The sequence below is a fragment of the Halovenus aranensis genome (genome assembly GCF_900100385.1).
GTDB classification, from domain to species: domain Archaea; phylum Halobacteriota; class Halobacteria; order Halobacteriales; family Haloarculaceae; genus Halovenus; species Halovenus aranensis.
Genome location: NZ_FNFC01000003.1, coordinates 195,613 through 211,713 on the forward strand (window position 1 = coordinate 195,613; position 16,101 = coordinate 211,713).

Consider the following 16,101-nt stretch of genomic DNA (forward strand, 5'->3'; position numbering starts at 1 on the left):
ACTCAGGTTGTTCCGTAATTGGTAGGAACGGGTATATTTTCGTCGTTGCTGTCCGAAACGCTTACTCCCTGGTCAGGGGCACGATACCGTATGGACGAGGTCCACAGCGACTGGGGCGACTGGCTCCCACAGGCAGTCGAGACGGCCGACCCCGAGGGGGTTCGCCTCTGGTATCTCGGGTGTAACGGGTTCGTACTCAAAAGTTCCGGCGGTACGACAGTGTACATCGACCCGTACCTCGGGACGGGTGACCCGCCACGGACGGTCCGGATGATTCCGGTCCCGTTCGACCCACGGGACGTGACAACAGCCGATGCGGTACTCGCAACGCACGAACACTCGGACCACGTCCACGGGCCGAGTCAGGCACCGATACTCGCACAGACCGGCGCCGAGTTCTACGGTTCTGCTCCCAGCCTCGAGGTCGCCGACGAGCAGAACTGGACCGACAACTGGGACGTAGCGCCCGACCAGTTGACCGAGGTGACCGAGGGCGAGTCGTTCACCGTCGGCGACCTCGAGATTCACGTCGAGTCGGCACACGACCCCGACGCCGACGGAGAGGTAGCCTACGTCATCGAACACGAGTCGGGGACGTTCGTCCACGGCGGTGACGCCCGTCCCGGCGGGTTCGCGTCGATTGGCGAGCAGTACGATGTAGACCTAGCAGTCCTCGCGTTGGGGTCGGTCGGGATGATTCCCGACAAGGAGACCCGCGAGCCAAAACGGACGAAGTGGTACAGCGACGAGAACATGGTCATCGAGGCCGCGACCGAACTCCAGGTCGACCGACTCGTCCCGACACACTGGGACATGTGGAAAGGGTTGACCGCCGACCCGACCGCGCTCGTCCACCACGCCAGGCGCTTTGAGTACCCTCGCCGCGTCGAAATCACCGAAATCGGAGATACGGTCGACCTTCCACCGTAGTGTCAGATTCAGACAACGCCTACGTTTTCTGGTAAACAGGTTTAATACCGTTCCCAAACCCAAACGAAGGTATGAGCGATTCACAAGGGTACGAGGAAATCGTGCTTTCCTCGGATGGGGTGAACGTGGTCAAACGGTTCGAAGAGAACGAGTTCCCCGTGCCGGCAATTGCCTTCGAGTTCACGTCGAACCGTGACGAAGATGTCAATATCGCGCTCTCGGACACAGTTCCCGAGGATATCGAGGTCGAGGACCTCGGCTTTCACCCGGAGTACGGCAGCGAGTACTGGGTTATCGACGACGACAGTATCGTCTTCGAGCGCGACCTAGAGCCTGGAGAGACGTACACGACGGTGTACGGTATCCGTGCGACCGGGAGTGACAACGTCGAGAAGTTCCTGACCGAGCCGACCCTCGAATCGGTCGACCCGCCCCTTCCCGACGACGCCTCGGAAAACGTCGTTCCCGAGAGCGACGGCGACGTTATCAAGGAGGCAATTTCGGGAGACGGCGAGATTCCCGGGCTCGAAGAAGAGGACGAAGAAGACGAAGACGAAGACGAAGACGTGGCGAAACTCGACCTCAAAGACCCCAACGACTCGGCAACAGACAACGGGGCTGACGACACCGCCACGGCACCCGCCGTCGAGGGTGGTGTCGTTGCCGCGATGGCGGCCGAGATTCGACAACAAAACGTCTCAACGGAGGACCTGAAGCTGCTTCGGCAGGCATTTGCGGCCGTCGAGGAAGAGGGCGCGACCGCGGCGAAGGTCGAACAGATTCAAGACGATGTCGCCGACCTGCGGGCCTACACCGGTGCTTTAGAGGAGTTCCTCGACGAGAACGGCACCGCACAACAGATTCTCGACGAGTTCGAGGGCCAGCTAGAGTCGTTCGAGTCGCGGCTCTCCTCGGTGCAGTCCTCGACCGACGACAACGCCGAACAGGTCGCGGCAGTCGCCGAAACCGTCACCGGGTTCGAGGACGACATCGCGGCGCTCGATGACGATGTCGTCGCGGTGCGCGAGGAGATGGACTCGCTGGCCGACGAGGTGGAAACGGTATCCACGGACGTCGACGAGGCGACGGACAAGATGGACAGCGTCGACGAGGAACTCTCGGAGTTCGACGCGACTCTCGAGAGTATCCAGTCAGACATCGAGGAACTCGAAGCCGCGGTCGACGACGGCGACATGGCCCAGCGCCTCGACGATATCGAGCAGAGCATCGACGACCTGCAGACGTGGCAGGAGCAGATTAAATCGACGTTCGGCGGGTAACTCGCCCGGTTCGTGGCTACTCTGTTTCTCGACGTCGCCGCTCGCGTTCGATAGTCGTGAGTGCGATGCCGACGAGAACGACGACGCCGCCGAAGACGGTGAACTCTGTGGGGGCCTCCGCCAAGAACACGAAAGCGAGAATCGTCGCACCGACCGGCTCACCGAGCATCGAGACAGAGACGACACTCGACTCCAGATGGGCGAGGACCCAGTTGATGACAGTGTGGCCCAGCAGGCCAGGGCCAGCCGCGAGTCCCAGAAAGATGAGCCACTCGTGAGTCGGATAGCCGGTCAGGTCGCCGCCCTGGACCAGTGAGAGAACGAACAGACAGGCCGTACAGACGCTGTAGACGACCACTACGTAGGGCACCAACGAGACGCGCTGTCGTAACGAACGCCCGGCAAGCACGTAACCGGCCGCCATCAGCGCACCGAACAGAGCGAGTCCATTGCCGAGTAGCGGCCGCGGGCCGACGAGAACGCCCCCGAGAAAGTCGCCCATCGACATGATGCCAATCCCCGCGACAGCGACCAGAATGCCACCAACCATTCGGCGATTGATGTACTCAGAGAGCAACAGCCAGGCACCCAATGCGACAAACAGGGGCTGGGACTGGACGAGTGTAACGCTGGCGGCGACGCTCGTCCACTCCAGGCTCTCGAACCAGGAAGCGAAATGCAGTGCCAGCGCGACCCCCGAAAGCGTCGCAAACCCCAGGTCACGACGCCGTATCAGCCGGAACTCCTCGCGGTATCGCCAGAACGCGACCGGTAACAGCGGGAGCGTCGTGAACAACACCCGATAGAAGGCCGCGACAGCAGAGGGAGCGTCACTCAGTTCGACGAGAATAGCTCCCGTGCTGATGGCGACGATAGCGACAGCCAAACCGGCGAACGGAATCTTGTTTCGGCCCGTTGACACAGCACCCTGTCCGACCGCGGGCGTGATACGGGTTTCGGAAACTCAGGCCTCGCCGTAGACAGGGACGGCTGCGCCGCTGGTGACACTGGTCGCGTCGCTACAGAGCGTGAGAAACGTCTCCGCGATATCCGCCGGGTCGACCCACGAGGAGTGGTCGGCATCGGACATCATCTCGCGGTTCATCGGCGTGTCGATGACACTCGGCATGACAGCGTTGGCCCGCAGTTGACCGCTGTTTTCCTCGGCGATAGTCTCGGTCAGCAGGCGAATGCCCGCCTTCGTCGCCCGGTAGATACCGTCTCCCTCGCCGCCTTCGAGCGAGGAACGGGCCGACACGCTGACGATAGCCCCCGACTGCTCACGGATGTGTGGAATCGCGTGTTTCGACGCGAGGAACATCGTCTTCAGGTTCACGTCGAAGAGGAAATCGAACGTCTCGCCGTCGGTCTCGTCGATTGGACTGCCGCCACGCCAGGTTCCCGCAATGTTCGCCAAGTAATCGAGCTGTCCGTGCGTTTCGACAATCTCGTCGACTGTCTCTGCGACGGTCGCCTCGTCGGTAAAGTCGCCCTCGTAGAAGTCGACTCTGCCGGGCTCGTCGAGCAGGAAATCATCGTCGTCGGGCCCCACTAGGTCGGCCCCACAGACGGTCGCGCCTGCGTCCAGAAACGCCTCCGCGACGGCACTGCCGAGTGCACCGCCGACACCAGTTACCAGAACGACACTGTCGCCGAACTCGAACGTTGCGGACATATCTCTGTCGAGGGCCTGGACACGCATAAAGTTCGGGCGCGGCCGTCACTCGCCGCCTGCGGCACCTGCACAGAGGCTCTCCCAGCGGCCTTGCTCTTCGAGAAACGCCTGCAGTTCGTCGGCGTACTCGTCGACGAGAGCGGTCGCGGATTCGAGGCGGTTCTCGTCGATGCCGTCGTCTCCGCCGTCGCTACCGAACAGTCCACGAATCTTCCCGAGAACGCCGTCACCGCCGCTACCGCTGTCCTGTTGTCCCATAGGTGCGCCGCCCATCCCCTGGGGCATGTTCTCCAATTCGGGGAGGATATGCTCTACCTGGTCGGTGTCGGCGACCAGTTCGGCTTGTGCTGGGTCCTGCGGGTTCTCGATATCGAACTCGACTGCTGTCATAATGAGGCCCCACTGCTGGTTAGTAAACTCGGAGGCGACGATGCGGTCGTTGAACTGCTGGTCGACCTGCATGCGTGCGCCCGCGAGTTTATCCTGCCATCCGTTGCTCATGCTTGCCGGTACGACAGGCATCCCTATGAGCGTTTTCCACCGAGCTACAGGTCTGCGCCGTCAGTGACCGTGATGTCGGCGTGGAGCCCCTCGCGGAGCGCGGAGTGAACGTGGCAGATGTCTTCTGCCCGCGCGACGACATCGTCGACAGAGTCGCCGAGGTCTGCCTCGACGTGAATCTCGAAGGAGATGCTCGTGAGGTCGTCCCCGTCGTCGAGTTCCGCCGAGGACTCGACCTGTACTGTTCCAAGGTCTTCGAAGCCCTCCTTGTTGGCGCCGACGCGGAACGCCGGGATGAAACAGGAGGCATAGTCCGCGACGAGTGTCGCGTTCGGGTCGGGGCCGTCTTCACCGGTCGCGTCGATAACCAGGTCGAAGTTCCCGACGACGCTTTCGGTTGTGTAACTCTCTTTACACGTGCTCGTGACGTTGATGTCAGACATCACCTGATGTTAGACCCCGAGCCTCAAAACTGTGTGTCTCCCTACAGTATTTGCAGCAACAGGCGCTACAGTTCGAAAGTCTCGTCACCGTCGAGAACGACAGCCTCGGCCGCTGAAGCGTTCGTCTCGACGTACTGTTCGAACTCTGCGGTGTCGATTTCTATCGGCGGGAACGAATCGTAGTGCATCGGGAGTGCGTAGTCGACGCCGAGCCAGTCGGCGGCAATCGATGCCTGGTGTGGGCCCATCGTGAAGTGGTCCCCTGCCGGCAGCGCCGCGGCGTCAGGGTCGAGATACTCGCCGATGATGTCGCGCATCGAGGTCATCAGGGCGGTGTCGCCAGCGTGATAGAACGTCGTCGACTCGCCGTCCTCGGTGGGGTGTGCATCCGAGATGACAAAGCCTGCCGGCATCCCGCCCGAGAACTCGTAGTCGGTCATCAGCCCGTTCGTGTGGTCGGAGCGATGCATCGTGACGAACGCGTCCCCGAGTTCGAGCGTACCGCCGATGTTGAAGCCGATAGTGTTCTCCTCGTCGACATCGAACTCGTCGGCGACGAACCCCGTTAGTTCTGGTGTCGCCGCGACCGTCGCATCACCGAACGCACCGACATCTGCGATGTGGTCTGCGTGTCCGTGTGTCAGCAGGACATAGTCCGGGTCGAGGTCAGACGGCTCCATCGAGGTCTTCGGGTTGTCGAAAAACGGGTCGATGAGCAGGCTGGTCGTCCCGAGTTCGACGTGCCACGTGGAGTGGCCGTGCCAGGTGAGTTCCATTGCATGCGAGAGTTCTCACGAAATCCACTTAAGCTATGGTGTCCGGCTTACCGTCACCTGTCGACAGAGCGGTCGATTATCGCCACGACTCGTGCATCGCCGCGGCGAGGTCGAGAGCTGTCTGTTCCTGTTCGTCGACCGATGCTTGACTGTTGGAGAAGACGACGTTGCCAATTGCGTTTGCGTCTCGGAAGATGACCTGTGAGTCGTTGTTATTAGCCGTTCCCCCAATCGCCTCGACGGCAATCGAGCGGGATTCGTAGCCAAACCCAAACTGGAACGGGGAGTCGTCAAATGCCTTGCGGGCTTCCTCGACAGTGTCGTACAGTCTGACCGTACTCGCACACACCTGCAGGCCAACGTCCTCTTCGCCGGAGGGTACTGGGCGAAACAGCGCAACCGCGTCCTTATCGCGAAGTATCGACTCGTTGTCGAGGATTTCCCGCCCGAATCCGTTTTCGGCATCCCCCTCGCGCCACTCACGGTCGGTCTTGTCGGTGAGTGTTTCGGCATCGGGCAGTAGTGACTCCGGACTCGTATCGAACGGTGAGTCATCATCACCCTCTGTCGAGACGCCGTCGTCGCCACCCCCCAGTCCGAGACAGCCAGTGACGGTGGCCGAAAGCGATACCATTGCCGTTGTGAAGAAGGCACGACGTGACTGTTGCACGGGTGATTGGAAGGGGAGAGATTCGATAAAAAACACGGAGGGTCACACTCTCGTTTCAGTTATCGACCCGTCGCTGCGGTTACCCACTGTTCGATCTGCCGGTTGAGCGCCCAGAACAGAATCACGACCATAACGACCACGGCAAGCGTGACGACCGCGCCGAGATATATGTCGTTGTCGGCAGGAAGTCCAACGAGTAACACGAGCGTGCCGGCAAGTACCATCTCGATGGCACAGCGAATCCCCGGGAGGAGAAAGCCAGGCGTCTCGTCGCCGCGTTTCGTTGCCATACCTCGGGTTGCGGGGCCCGGTGTAGTAGCTTTTTGCCTTCGCAGACAGTCTCGTCCGGAGAACTGTCTGGTGCCCGGTTATTTATTGGCCTCGCGCCCCTGATTTCGATATGGACCAAGACGTTTCTCGTCGCCGCCTTCTCGCAACGGCCGGGTCGGTGTTGTCGGCAAGCGTCGCAGGATGCGCGTTGCAGGCCCCCGAAGAGATTTCCCCCACAGAACGCTCCCCAGAGAGCGAAGACCTCGGAGACTTTCCAGACGAGTTCGACACTCCCGAACAGCGCGTCGACAGCCCGCCGTCGACATCCGAACAGACTGCGGTGTACCAACAAGTCGTCGACTCCGTCGCTGCGGTCGAGGTGCGCACGCCACAGGGCCCGGCTGGTGGGTCTGCCTGGGTTTATGACGACTCGTATCTCGTTACAAACGACCACGTCGTCGCGCTCGCTGACAGCACCTACGTCCGTTTCAGGGATGTGGGCTGGCGCGAGGCCTCGATTGTCGGATCAGACCCACACAGCGACCTCGCAGTCCTCAACGTCGAAAACAAGCCCGACAGCGCAACGTCGCTCTCGCTCGTCGACGGGCCGAAAGCGGTGGGTACGCCCGTCGCGGCAATCGGGAACCCCTACGAACTCTCCGGTTCGTTCTCGACGGGCGTTATCAGCGGCCAGGACCGAAACATCCAGGTCCCCGGACGGGATTTCAGTATCGCAGACGGTATCCAGACTGACGCCGCAGTCAACCCCGGCAACAGCGGCGGCCCGCTCGTGACCTACGACGGCGAGGTGGTCGGTGTCGTCAGTGCTGGCCGCGGCCAGACTATCGGCTTCGCCATCTCGGCGGCGATGGTCGATCGAGTCGTTCCGGAACTCATCGACGACGGCGAGTTCGACCACTCGTATATGGGCATCCGGCTGCTCGACGTGCGGCCGGCCCTCATCGAGGCAAACGACCTCTCTGTCTCCTGGGGAGTCTACGTCCACAGAATCGCCAACAACGGCCCGTCAGACGGTGTTTTGCAGGGCACCGACGAACAACGGAATGTCAACGGTCGGAGCGTCCTCGTCGGTGGCGACGTTATTGTCCGCATGGACGACTGGCCGATTCCGAATCAAGAACGACTTTCGGCATTTCTCGCCCTCGAAACCGACCCCGGCGACACTATCGAGGTCGAGGTCGTCCGCGACGGCGAGCGCCGGACCGTCCCGCTGACGCTCGGCACACGGCCGCCGGTCGAGAACCGTCCGCAGTAACACGCGCTACCACTCCAGCCCCATCGCTGGTGTCGGTATCTCTAGACGGTGAGCAGTGTGTCAAAAGCGTGTCGCGTCAGGCGAGACCCGAGACTCAGATGTCGCTCTCGAAGTCGTCGAGCGAGTAGGCAGGCTCGGCGCCACGGCGGTCGAGCGTCTCGTTGGCGAGCAGCCAGTAGACGACCGACAGTGCCTTGCGGCCCTTGTTGTTGGTCGGGACGACGAGGTCGACGTTGCTCGTGGTATTGTTCGAGTCACACATGGCGATGACGGGGATGCCAACCGTGATGGCTTCCTTGACCGCCTGTGCGTCGCCGATTGGGTCGGTCACGACGAGCACGTCTGGCTCGATGTAACCGTCGTATTTGGGGTTGGTCAGCGTCCCCGGGATGAAGCGACCGGTCCGGGCGCGAGCGCCGACTGCTTCGGCGAACTTCTCGGCCGGGAACCGGCCGTACTGGCGCGACGACGTGACCAGAATCTGTTCTGGGTCGTAGTTCGACAGGAAGTTCGCGGCCGTCCGAATCCGGCTGTCTGTCATCGACACGTCCAGCACGTAGAGGCCGTCGGTCCGTACGCGGTGGATAAACCGCTCCATGTCGGCGGTTTTCTGCTGGGTCCCGATGTGGACACCGGAGCCGAGGTAGTCCTCGACCGGAATGAGCAGGTCGGCGTCCTCGTCGGACATCACGTCCTCGTCGAGTGTGGTGTCGTCTTCCGTGTCTGTCTCTGCCGCGTCGGGTGCGGCGGTCTGTTCGTCTTCCGTCTCGGTCTCGGGGGCCTCGTCGGCCGTCTCCGCCTCCTCGGCGGCGTCGGGCTCGACCTCGGACTCCTCGAGACCGTCGTTTTCGTTTTCACTCATGCGTTGTGTTCAATCCTGATGAGTTCGTTCAGCTTCGCCGTCCGCTCCCCGCCGACCGCGCCAGTCTTGATAAACGGCGCGTCCGTGGCGACGGCAAGGTGGGCGATTGTCGTGTCTTCAGTCTCTCCACTCCGATGCGAGATGACCGGGTCGTACCCGTTCCGTCGAGCGCGTTCGACCGCGTCGACGGTATCCGAGAGCGTTCCAATCTGGTTGGGCTTGATGAGGATACTGTTTGCTGCCCCCATCTCGATGCCACGCTCGAGGCGGTCGACGTTCGTCACGAAGAGGTCGTCGCCACAGACCAGTGTCTCGGTACCGACGCGCGCTGTCAGTTCGGCGTACCCCTCGAAGTCGTCCTCGTCGATGGGGTCCTCGACGTACACTAGGTCGTGCTCGTCGACCAGTTCGGCGATGTACGCGAGTTGTTCGTCGGTCTCTCGGACGGTCTCGCCGTACCGGTAGACGCCCTCTTCAGCGTCGTACAGCTCTGCTCCGGCAATATCGAGGCCAATGCCGATCTCGAAGCCAACATCGTCCTCGACGATTTCGGTGGCTTCGGAGACGATGTCGAATGCCTGTTCGTCCTCGATAGACGGTGCCCAGGCGCCCTCGTCACCCTTGCCACAGGCCAAACCGCGCTCGTCGAGTACGTCACCGACGGCGGCGTGGACTGCGGCGTTAGCGAAGACGGCCTCCTCGACGGACGGCGCGCCGACGGGGGCGGCGAGGAACTCCTGAATGTGGGTTGCGTCTGCGGCATGCTCGCCGCCGCCGACGACGTTGCCAAGCGGCGTCGGGAACGTGTCGCCACGGAACGTGCCCCCAAGATGCTGGAACAGCGGCGCACCGAGTACGTCGGCGGCCGCCTTTGCGGCAGCCATCGAGATGGCAACTGCGCTGTTTGCGCCGATCTGTGAGAAGTCGTCCGTCCCGTCGGCCCCGCGCAGCGCCGCGTCGATGTCACGCTGGTTGCCAGCGTACACCTCGCCAACGAGGCGCGGAATCGCCAGTTCGCGTGCGTTAGCGATTGCCTCCCCGACCGGGAGTTCGATTGCCTCGTACTCGCCGGTGCTCGCGCCAGACGGCGCTTTCGCTCGTCCGAAGCCCCCACTTTCCGTCCGAACGTCTGCCTCGACCGTCGGGTTACCGCGTGAGTCGAGTACCCGCCGAAGGCGGACGTCCGTAACGAGTGTCACGCACGGTCACCTCGCCGCACGGTAAATGGGAGAACGTCTGCGTCGTACTCCTCGGCGGCGATGAGAATCGGCTCCGTCTGCTCTGTGTCGACGAGCACCGGTGCGCCGTAAGCCACCTGCAGGGCTCGTGCGCCGATAATGCGAGCCTTCTCGTAGCGGTTGTCTGGTTGCGCCATTATTGATAGGGTGCGACGATGTCGACGAGGTCTTTGTGCGAGACCATCATTCGCCGGCAGCAGTGCCGTTCGATTCCCAGGTCGTCGAGCACTTTCTCCGGGTCCTCGGGCTCGCTTGCCTCTCGCGTGCGATGTTTAAACTCCTCCCAGTGTTCACCGACGACCGTTCCACACGTGAAACACCGGACTGGTACCATCATGGGTGTATCACCGGTAGGATTTCTGATACCGAGCGCGCGCACCGGGACCGCCCCACTTCTTGGCCTCGCGCTGGCGGACGTCGTTGACCAGCAGCGACCGGTCGAACTCCATGTACGCGTCACGGAGCTCGGCGTCGTTAGTGTGCTGGACGATACCGCGGGCAATCGCCGTTCGTGCGGCGTCGGCCTGCCCCATCACGCCACCACCCTCGACGGTGATGTCGATGTCGACTTCCTCGCGAAGGGGGTCGTCGATGACACGGAACGGCTCCAGAATCTTCAGCTGGGCCGACTCCGGGTCGTACAGCTCGACCGGCCGTCCGTTGATGCGGACCTTGCCGGTCCCTTCACGGACGGTCGCTCGCGCGATTGCCGTCTTCTTCTTTCCTGATGTGTTCGTTACCATGTTACGTTCGCTCCGAGTTCTTCGCTCACGTCTCCCAGGGAGACGAACTTGATGTTCGAGAGCCTGTCCAGTGACGTATCATCGAGCACCTCCGCCTCATCGTACGGATTGCCGACGTAGATGCGGATGTTCTCGAACGCCTCACGGCCGCGTGACTTCTTGTACGGCAGCATGCCACGCACCGCCCGCTTGAAGATGCGGTCCGGACGCTTGGGGTAGTACGGTCCGCTGTCGGACCCAAGCTCGCGGCGTTTGATGTACGTCTCCATGGTGTCCTCCTCGCGGCCGGTAATGACCGCTTGCTCGGCGTTGACGACCGCAATGCGTTCGCCATCGAGCGCGCGTTCGGCGACCTGCGAGGCGACACGGCCCATGATGCAGTCGCGGGCGTCGACGACGATGTCAGCCTCGAATTCGGCGACGCTCATCGAATCACCCGTACGTTCGCTGCTTCCGGATTGTCTTCGAGAATCTGTTCGAGTTTCATTGTCTCACCGACCTGGTCGATTTTTGTCTTCGCAGTGCCCGAAAAGTCGACTGCGGCAACGGTGACCTCCTTGCTGAGGGCACCGCTGCCGAGCACTTTCCCCGGCACGACGACTGTCTCGTCTTCCTGTGCGTACCGCTCGATGCGGCCCAGGTTGACCTCTGCGTGCGTCCGCCGCGGCTTCTCCAGTCGCTCGGCGACATCTTCCCAGACGTCGCTGCCGGAGTTCCGGGCAGCCGACTTCAGGTCGGCGATGAGACTGTTGAGTCTCGGGTTTGTCTTGCTCATAACCTACCTCCTGAAAAATGCAGGGAGCAGGATTTGAACCTGCGGACCCCTACGGGACAGCGCCCTGAACGCTGCGCCGTTGGCCTGACTTGGCTATCCCTGCGCGCAATTGTTGGTTGGTCTGTCCCCCACAAACCCGTTTCGGTCTGTCGGTCCACGCCGCTCTCCAGCGCGACCCGACGGGCCGGTGTATACGTCGGCATGTGGGGGAATCCTGTCATTGTTACAGCTGTACCGTCTCTTTGAGCTCCGCCGCGCGCGATTCGAGCGTTCCAGCCGCCTGCCGGACGAGGTCGTCGACGCTGAACGAGCCGTCCGTTTCCACGTCGAAGACGAACGCATCCTGCACGTCGCGAACGGCAAGCTCCTTGTCCGGGTAGCGATTGGTGAGGTCGTTGTCGAAGGCGTCGGTCGACACGAGTTCGCCGTTCTCGGCGTCGGCGTCGGCGTGTTCGGCCGCCTGTTCTTCGATGACGCCCCGGAGGATGTGGGGGTCGCCGTCGTCGAACTCGCTTTTATCGCCGGTGACTTCGACAGTCTGCAGGTGTCGGTAGCCGACCGCCACGCCACCCTGATGTTTGGCGTGTTCACGGCCGGTGTCGAGTACCGCATCGGCCTCGAACTCCAGGCGCTGGCCCTCCTTGAGGTCGATAATCGGGATGTGCTCGTCCGCGACAGACACCATCTCGTCGCTGGAAACGATATCCCCAGAGTACGCCGTGTCGGGACCAGACACGTCGAGCGAAAGTGTCACCTCGTCGCCGATTTCGAACTCGCCGGGCGGCGTCGTCAGCGGCACGAGTCCGAGCCGGAGGCCGATTTGCTCGTCGAACATCACGCTCGAGTTCTCGACGACCCGAACGGTGTCGATACTGAACGTCGGCACGTCGGCGATCATCGCCCGCCGGATGCCGTTGGCAAAGGCCGGCGTAATCGGACGGACGACAAAGCGTGCGTGTCGTTCACTTCGGTCGACGAACTGGACCTCGTACTCGGACATGATTAGAAGCCCGCGTTCTTTGGACCGCGGGTACCATCGTGTGGAATCGGGGTCACGTCTTCGATACGGCCGATTTCCAGCCCGGCACGAGCCAGCGCACGAATCGTCGCCTGTGCGCCCGGCCCGGGGTTGGTCTGCTGGTTACCGCCAGGACCGCGAACGCGGACGTGGACGCCTTCGACGCCCTGGTTGAGAACGTTCTCGGCGACTTCCTCGGCCATCTGCATTGCGGCGTACGGCGAGGCCTCGTCACGGTTCTGCTTGACGACCGTTCCGCCACTGGATTTAGCCAGCGTCTCGGCACCGGTCTGGTCCGTGATGGTGATGATGGTGTTGTTGAACGATGCGTGCACGTGGGCAATGCCCCAGATACTATCTTCGTCTGCCATTTATTGGTCCTCCCCTCGTTCCGGATGGAGTTCGTCACTCAGCGCCGAGGTCTCGTCGAAGGCGACGGCGTCTTCCTCGCTGACGTAGACCTTGTACGACGGTCGCTGAACGCGCGAGCCGTTGACGGTAATGTGGCCGTGCGAGATGAACTGTCGCGCCTGACCGACGCTGTTTGCGAGCCCGTTGCGGTAGACGACTGTCTGCAGGCGGCGCTCCAGAATGTCGGTCACGTCCAGTGACAGCACGTCCGCAAGCGACTCCTGCTCGTCGAGGATGCCGAGGCGCTGGAGACGCGTGACGAACTCGGAGTGCTCGGCCTCGGCGACGCTCTCATCACCGCCGGCCGCGCCCAGTGCGTTCCGTGCCTCGCGGCGGTACTGGCGCAGTTCAGACTCCGCTCGCCAGAGCTCCTCTTTGTTTTTGAGACCGTATTTGCCAAGCAGGCCAGACTCCTCGGCGATACGCTCGTCCTGGTAGGGGTGGTTCGGTGTTTCGTAGAACGTCGTGTTGCTTCCGAGTGCCATTATTCCTCACCACCGTCTTCTTCGGCTTCTTCCTTGATTGCCTCGACGTTGACACCGATGGTGCCCTCGGTACGACCCGTGGACTTTGTCCGCTGTCCGCGGACTTTCTGACCGCGCTTGTGTCGAACGCCCTTGTAGGAGTCGATCATCTTCATGCGGTTGATGTCCTGCTGTCGGGTCAGCTCGAGTTCGTTGCCGATTTCGTGGGTGGTCTCACCGTCGAAGAAGTCGTTCCGGTGGTTGGCGAGCCAGTCCGGAACCTCGTCGGCGAACCCTTCTACGAGGTCGACAATCTCGTCAATCGTGTCGTCGTCGAGTGCACCGAAGGTGGCGGTTCGGTCGACGCCGGCCTTGTCGGTAATCACTCGCGCCGCACGGTGTCCGATACCTTCGAGCTCTGTCAGGGACCGTTCGACCGATTTGGTCCCGTCGAGGTCGCTCTGTCCGATGCGGACAAAGTAACGAATGTCGTCGTCCTCGTCCGCGTTCTCTGGTTGTTGTTCACTCATGTGTGAGTCGGTGTGATGCACGTCGTGGCGGGGATTCGAACCCCGGAGGCATTACGCCACATGGTTAGCAACCATGCGCCTTGGGCCACTTGGCTACCACGACACGCGGAACTCGCGTTTTTCACGCTGCCTTACTTGCGCCCATCGGGTGGACTCGGGGAAGCGCACCCCTACACGATTCTACTTCACTGTCTCCCCCGCGTCTATTTAAACACAACGAATTGCTCGTCTCATGCCTATCGGTGGTCCGGGCAAACGGTCCCTCGACGCGGCCAAAATAGCTGTGAGTCTCTGAGTGAGACCGTCTATTTTTAAGTGATACGAGTCGAATGCAACCGTAGTGACTGACGCGATTCGTCTGTTGCACGTCGACGACGACCCGGAGTTCACTGAGCTGACGGCGGAGTTTATCGGCCGCGAATTCGACGCATTCGACACGGTACAGGCAGTTGACGCCGAGGAGGGATTGGCAGTGCTTGATGAACAACCGGTCGACTGCATCGTCAGCGACTACAAACTTCCGGGAATGGACGGCATCGAATTTCTCGAAGCGGTACGGGCAAACCACCCCGAGCTGCCCTTTATTATATTCACCGGCAAAGGGAGCGAAGCGGTCGCCAGCGAAGCGATTTCTGCGGGCGCGACAGACTACTTCAGGAAAGAACGTATCCAGAACCAGTACGACCTCCTTGCGAACCGGGTGATGAACGCTGTCAGTGCGAGTGAGGCCAGACAGCGCGTCAGAGAGCGAACGCGAGAGTATCGAATGCTGGTCGAGAAGACGCCGGTCCCGCTGCTTGTCGTCGGCGAGGACCACCAGATACGGTACGTAAACCACCATGCAGTCGACACCTTCGGTGCCGAGGAGGAAGCCGACCTGATTGGCAAGGACGTGTCGACGTTCGTCCCCGCTGAGGATACCGCTGCTCACGACCGGCTTGATGCAGCGATAGATGACCGCGAACCCGCCGAGTTTACAGAACACGAGTTTCTCGACATTGAGGGGAATACGCGGCACGGTCGTGGGTCGGTTGTACCGGTCACGTTCGGTGGCAGGCCTGCAATACAGGTCGTCATCTCAGACATTACAGAGCGGAAACGACAGGAGCGTCGGGTGAAACGGCACCAAGAGCAGATTACACAGCTGCATGAAATTGGTGTCGAAGTCGCCGGCTGTGAGAGCAAACAGGAGGTTTACGAGCTGATGGTCGACGCAGCCGAGAGTATTCTTGATCTGGACCTCTGTATCGTCGACAGCGTCGAGGACGGCCAGCTGGTCGCACGGGCGACCTCTTCGGGGCTGACAGAGTACGAGGAGGCCCCGGTCGAGGAGGCCGGTATCGCCGGTAAGGCCTACCGGACCGGCGAGTCGTATCTGGTCAACGACAGCGACGACCATCCGGCAGCCGACCCCGTCGGCGAGTTCGAGTCCGCGATTACGGTCCCAATCGAAGATTTCGGCGTCTTCCAGGCGACGGCCACAGATTCCGATTCCTTCGACGAGCGCGACATCGAACTGCTCGAACTGCTTGTCGGACACGTTCGCGAGGCGCTGGTCCGCCTCGACCAGGAGAAACGCCTCCGCGAGCAACGCGACAGGCTACGGCGAGAGAACGAACGGCTCGACCAGTTCGCCAGCATCGTCAGCCACGACATTCGCAACCCGCTGAACGTGGCACAGCTCCGACTCGACCTGGCCAGAGACGAGGTCGACAGCGACCATCTCGGTGCTGTCGCCGACTCCATCGACCGTATCGAGACGCTGACCGAAGACCTTCTATCGCTCGCGCGCATGGGCGAGACGATTACAGACTCGGCGCCAGTCGACCTGGAGGGCGTCGTGAGTGGCTGCTGGGACAACGTCGACACGGCAGATGCGACGCTCTCTGTCGTTGAGGGGACGCGTATCGAGGCAGACGAGACCCGTCTCCAGCAACTCGTCGAGAATCTGTTCCGGAACGCCGTCGAACACGGCGGCAAGGACGTAACCGTCAGGGTGGGGCTTTTAAGCGGCGGAGACGGCTTCTACGTCGAAGACGACGGAGAGGGCATGTCGCCGGAGGCCCGCGAGCGCGCGTTCGATACCGACTTTTCGACCCGCGATGAGGGGACTGGATTCGGGCTGGCAATCGTCTCCCGAATCGCCGAGGCACACGGCTGGTGTGTCACGGCGACGGCGGGTGACGACGGCGGTGCCAGATTCGAGTTTCGGGGCGTCGAGACCGTCTAGCATGGAAAT

22 protein-coding genes and 2 tRNA genes are annotated in these 16,101 nt (G+C 61.8%); 4 read left to right on the top strand and 20 right to left on the bottom strand.

The window, feature by feature from the left end:
- Positions 1-90: 90 nt before the first annotated feature.
- Together BLR34_RS04500 and BLR34_RS04505 are read left to right on the top strand one after the other, a co-directional pair.
- Complete coding sequence (locus tag BLR34_RS04500) at positions 91-930, top strand: MBL fold metallo-hydrolase (protein WP_092699870.1); 840 nt, start codon at positions 91-93, stop codon at positions 928-930.
- 71 nt (positions 931-1,001) lie between these two features.
- Positions 1,002-2,210, top strand: coding sequence for a coiled-coil domain-containing protein (locus BLR34_RS04505; RefSeq protein WP_092699872.1), 1,209 nt, complete (start codon positions 1,002-1,004; stop codon positions 2,208-2,210).
- Positions 2,211-2,226: 16 nt separating this feature from the next.
- Here BLR34_RS04505 and BLR34_RS04510 read toward each other — a convergent pair whose 3' ends face one another.
- The 7 genes from BLR34_RS04510 to BLR34_RS04540 form a co-directional block, all read right to left on the bottom strand.
- Positions 2,227-3,132: a DMT family transporter gene (locus BLR34_RS04510; protein WP_092699874.1), complete on the bottom strand. Its 906-nt coding sequence runs from the start codon at positions 3,130-3,132 to the stop codon at positions 2,227-2,229.
- Positions 3,133-3,174: 42 nt separating this feature from the next.
- Positions 3,175-3,885, bottom strand: coding sequence for an SDR family oxidoreductase (locus tag BLR34_RS04515; protein ID WP_092699876.1), 711 nt, complete (start codon positions 3,883-3,885; stop codon positions 3,175-3,177).
- Between the two features lie 45 nt (positions 3,886-3,930).
- Positions 3,931-4,386 carry a DUF5799 family protein gene (locus BLR34_RS04520; RefSeq protein ID WP_092699878.1) on the bottom strand — a complete coding sequence of 152 codons (456 nt, stop codon included), beginning with the start codon at positions 4,384-4,386 and terminating at the stop codon, positions 3,931-3,933.
- 44 nt (positions 4,387-4,430) lie between these two features.
- On the bottom strand, positions 4,431-4,829 hold the full coding sequence (locus BLR34_RS04525; RefSeq protein ID WP_092699880.1) for an OsmC family protein: 399 nt from the start codon (positions 4,827-4,829) through the stop codon (positions 4,431-4,433).
- A gap of 65 nt (positions 4,830-4,894) precedes the next feature.
- Positions 4,895-5,605, bottom strand: coding sequence for a metal-dependent hydrolase (locus tag BLR34_RS04530; protein ID WP_092699882.1), 711 nt, complete (start codon positions 5,603-5,605; stop codon positions 4,895-4,897).
- A gap of 76 nt (positions 5,606-5,681) precedes the next feature.
- Positions 5,682-6,239: a hypothetical protein gene (locus BLR34_RS04535; RefSeq protein ID WP_143414126.1), complete on the bottom strand. Its 558-nt coding sequence runs from the start codon at positions 6,237-6,239 to the stop codon at positions 5,682-5,684.
- A gap of 95 nt (positions 6,240-6,334) precedes the next feature.
- Positions 6,335-6,565, bottom strand: coding sequence for a hypothetical protein (locus BLR34_RS04540; protein WP_092699886.1), 231 nt, complete (start codon positions 6,563-6,565; stop codon positions 6,335-6,337).
- A 110-nt stretch (positions 6,566-6,675) separates the two neighbouring features.
- Here BLR34_RS04540 and BLR34_RS04545 point away from each other — a divergent pair, with 110 nt between their 5' ends.
- Positions 6,676-7,821, top strand: a complete 1,146-nt coding sequence (locus BLR34_RS04545) for a S1C family serine protease (RefSeq protein WP_092699888.1) — start codon at positions 6,676-6,678, stop codon at positions 7,819-7,821.
- 94 nt (positions 7,822-7,915) lie between these two features.
- On the opposite strand, the gene rpsB is transcribed toward BLR34_RS04545, so the two are convergent.
- The 13 genes from rpsB to BLR34_RS04610 all read right to left on the bottom strand — a co-directional run bounded on the left by rpsB (position 7,916) and on the right by BLR34_RS04610 (position 13,965).
- Positions 7,916-8,683 (bottom strand): 30S ribosomal protein S2, encoded by a 768-nt coding sequence (rpsB, locus tag BLR34_RS04550; RefSeq protein ID WP_092699890.1) that lies wholly within the window; start codon positions 8,681-8,683, stop codon positions 7,916-7,918.
- Positions 8,680-9,882, bottom strand: coding sequence for a phosphopyruvate hydratase (eno, locus tag BLR34_RS04555; RefSeq protein WP_092699892.1), 1,203 nt, complete (start codon positions 9,880-9,882; stop codon positions 8,680-8,682). Before eno ends, rpsB begins: the two co-directional genes overlap by 4 nt.
- On the bottom strand, positions 9,879-10,058 hold the full coding sequence (locus tag BLR34_RS04560; protein ID WP_092699894.1) for a DNA-directed RNA polymerase subunit K: 180 nt from the start codon (positions 10,056-10,058) through the stop codon (positions 9,879-9,881). Before BLR34_RS04560 ends, eno begins: the two co-directional genes overlap by 4 nt.
- A complete protein-coding gene (locus tag BLR34_RS04565; RefSeq protein WP_092699896.1) occupies positions 10,058-10,258 on the bottom strand; it encodes a DNA-directed RNA polymerase subunit N in 201 nt (66 codons plus the stop codon). Before BLR34_RS04565 ends, BLR34_RS04560 begins: the two co-directional genes overlap by 1 nt.
- 7 nt (positions 10,259-10,265) lie before the next feature.
- A complete protein-coding gene (locus BLR34_RS04570; protein ID WP_092699898.1) occupies positions 10,266-10,664 on the bottom strand; it encodes a 30S ribosomal protein S9 in 399 nt (132 codons plus the stop codon).
- Entirely contained in the window at positions 10,658-11,092 is a 435-nt protein-coding gene (locus BLR34_RS04575; protein ID WP_092699900.1) for a 50S ribosomal protein L13, read from the bottom strand. Before BLR34_RS04575 ends, BLR34_RS04570 begins: the two co-directional genes overlap by 7 nt.
- Entirely contained in the window at positions 11,089-11,439 is a 351-nt protein-coding gene (locus BLR34_RS04580; RefSeq protein ID WP_092699902.1) for a 50S ribosomal protein L18e, read from the bottom strand. Before BLR34_RS04580 ends, BLR34_RS04575 begins: the two co-directional genes overlap by 4 nt.
- 18 nt (positions 11,440-11,457) lie before the next feature.
- Positions 11,458-11,542 (bottom strand) — tRNA-Leu (locus BLR34_RS04585).
- Positions 11,543-11,662: 120 nt separating this feature from the next.
- Positions 11,663-12,442, bottom strand: a complete 780-nt coding sequence (locus BLR34_RS04590) for a DNA-directed RNA polymerase subunit D (protein ID WP_092699904.1) — start codon at positions 12,440-12,442, stop codon at positions 11,663-11,665.
- The gene (locus BLR34_RS04595; RefSeq protein WP_092699906.1) at positions 12,442-12,828 is read right to left on the bottom strand and encodes a 30S ribosomal protein S11; all 387 of its coding nucleotides are present in this window, start codon (positions 12,826-12,828) and stop codon (positions 12,442-12,444) included. The genes BLR34_RS04590 and BLR34_RS04595 overlap by 1 nt, the downstream gene beginning before the upstream one ends.
- Positions 12,829-13,353: a 30S ribosomal protein S4 gene (locus tag BLR34_RS04600; protein WP_092699908.1), complete on the bottom strand. Its 525-nt coding sequence runs from the start codon at positions 13,351-13,353 to the stop codon at positions 12,829-12,831.
- Positions 13,353-13,862 (bottom strand): 30S ribosomal protein S13, encoded by a 510-nt coding sequence (locus tag BLR34_RS04605; RefSeq protein ID WP_092699910.1) that lies wholly within the window; start codon positions 13,860-13,862, stop codon positions 13,353-13,355. The genes BLR34_RS04600 and BLR34_RS04605 overlap by 1 nt, the downstream gene beginning before the upstream one ends.
- A 20-nt stretch (positions 13,863-13,882) precedes the next feature.
- A tRNA-Ser gene (locus BLR34_RS04610) sits at positions 13,883-13,965 on the bottom strand.
- Between the two features lie 237 nt (positions 13,966-14,202).
- Here BLR34_RS04610 and BLR34_RS04615 point away from each other — a divergent pair.
- On the top strand, positions 14,203-16,092 hold the full coding sequence (locus BLR34_RS04615; RefSeq protein WP_092699912.1) for a response regulator: 1,890 nt from the start codon (positions 14,203-14,205) through the stop codon (positions 16,090-16,092).
- Positions 16,093-16,101 lie beyond the last annotated feature (9 nt).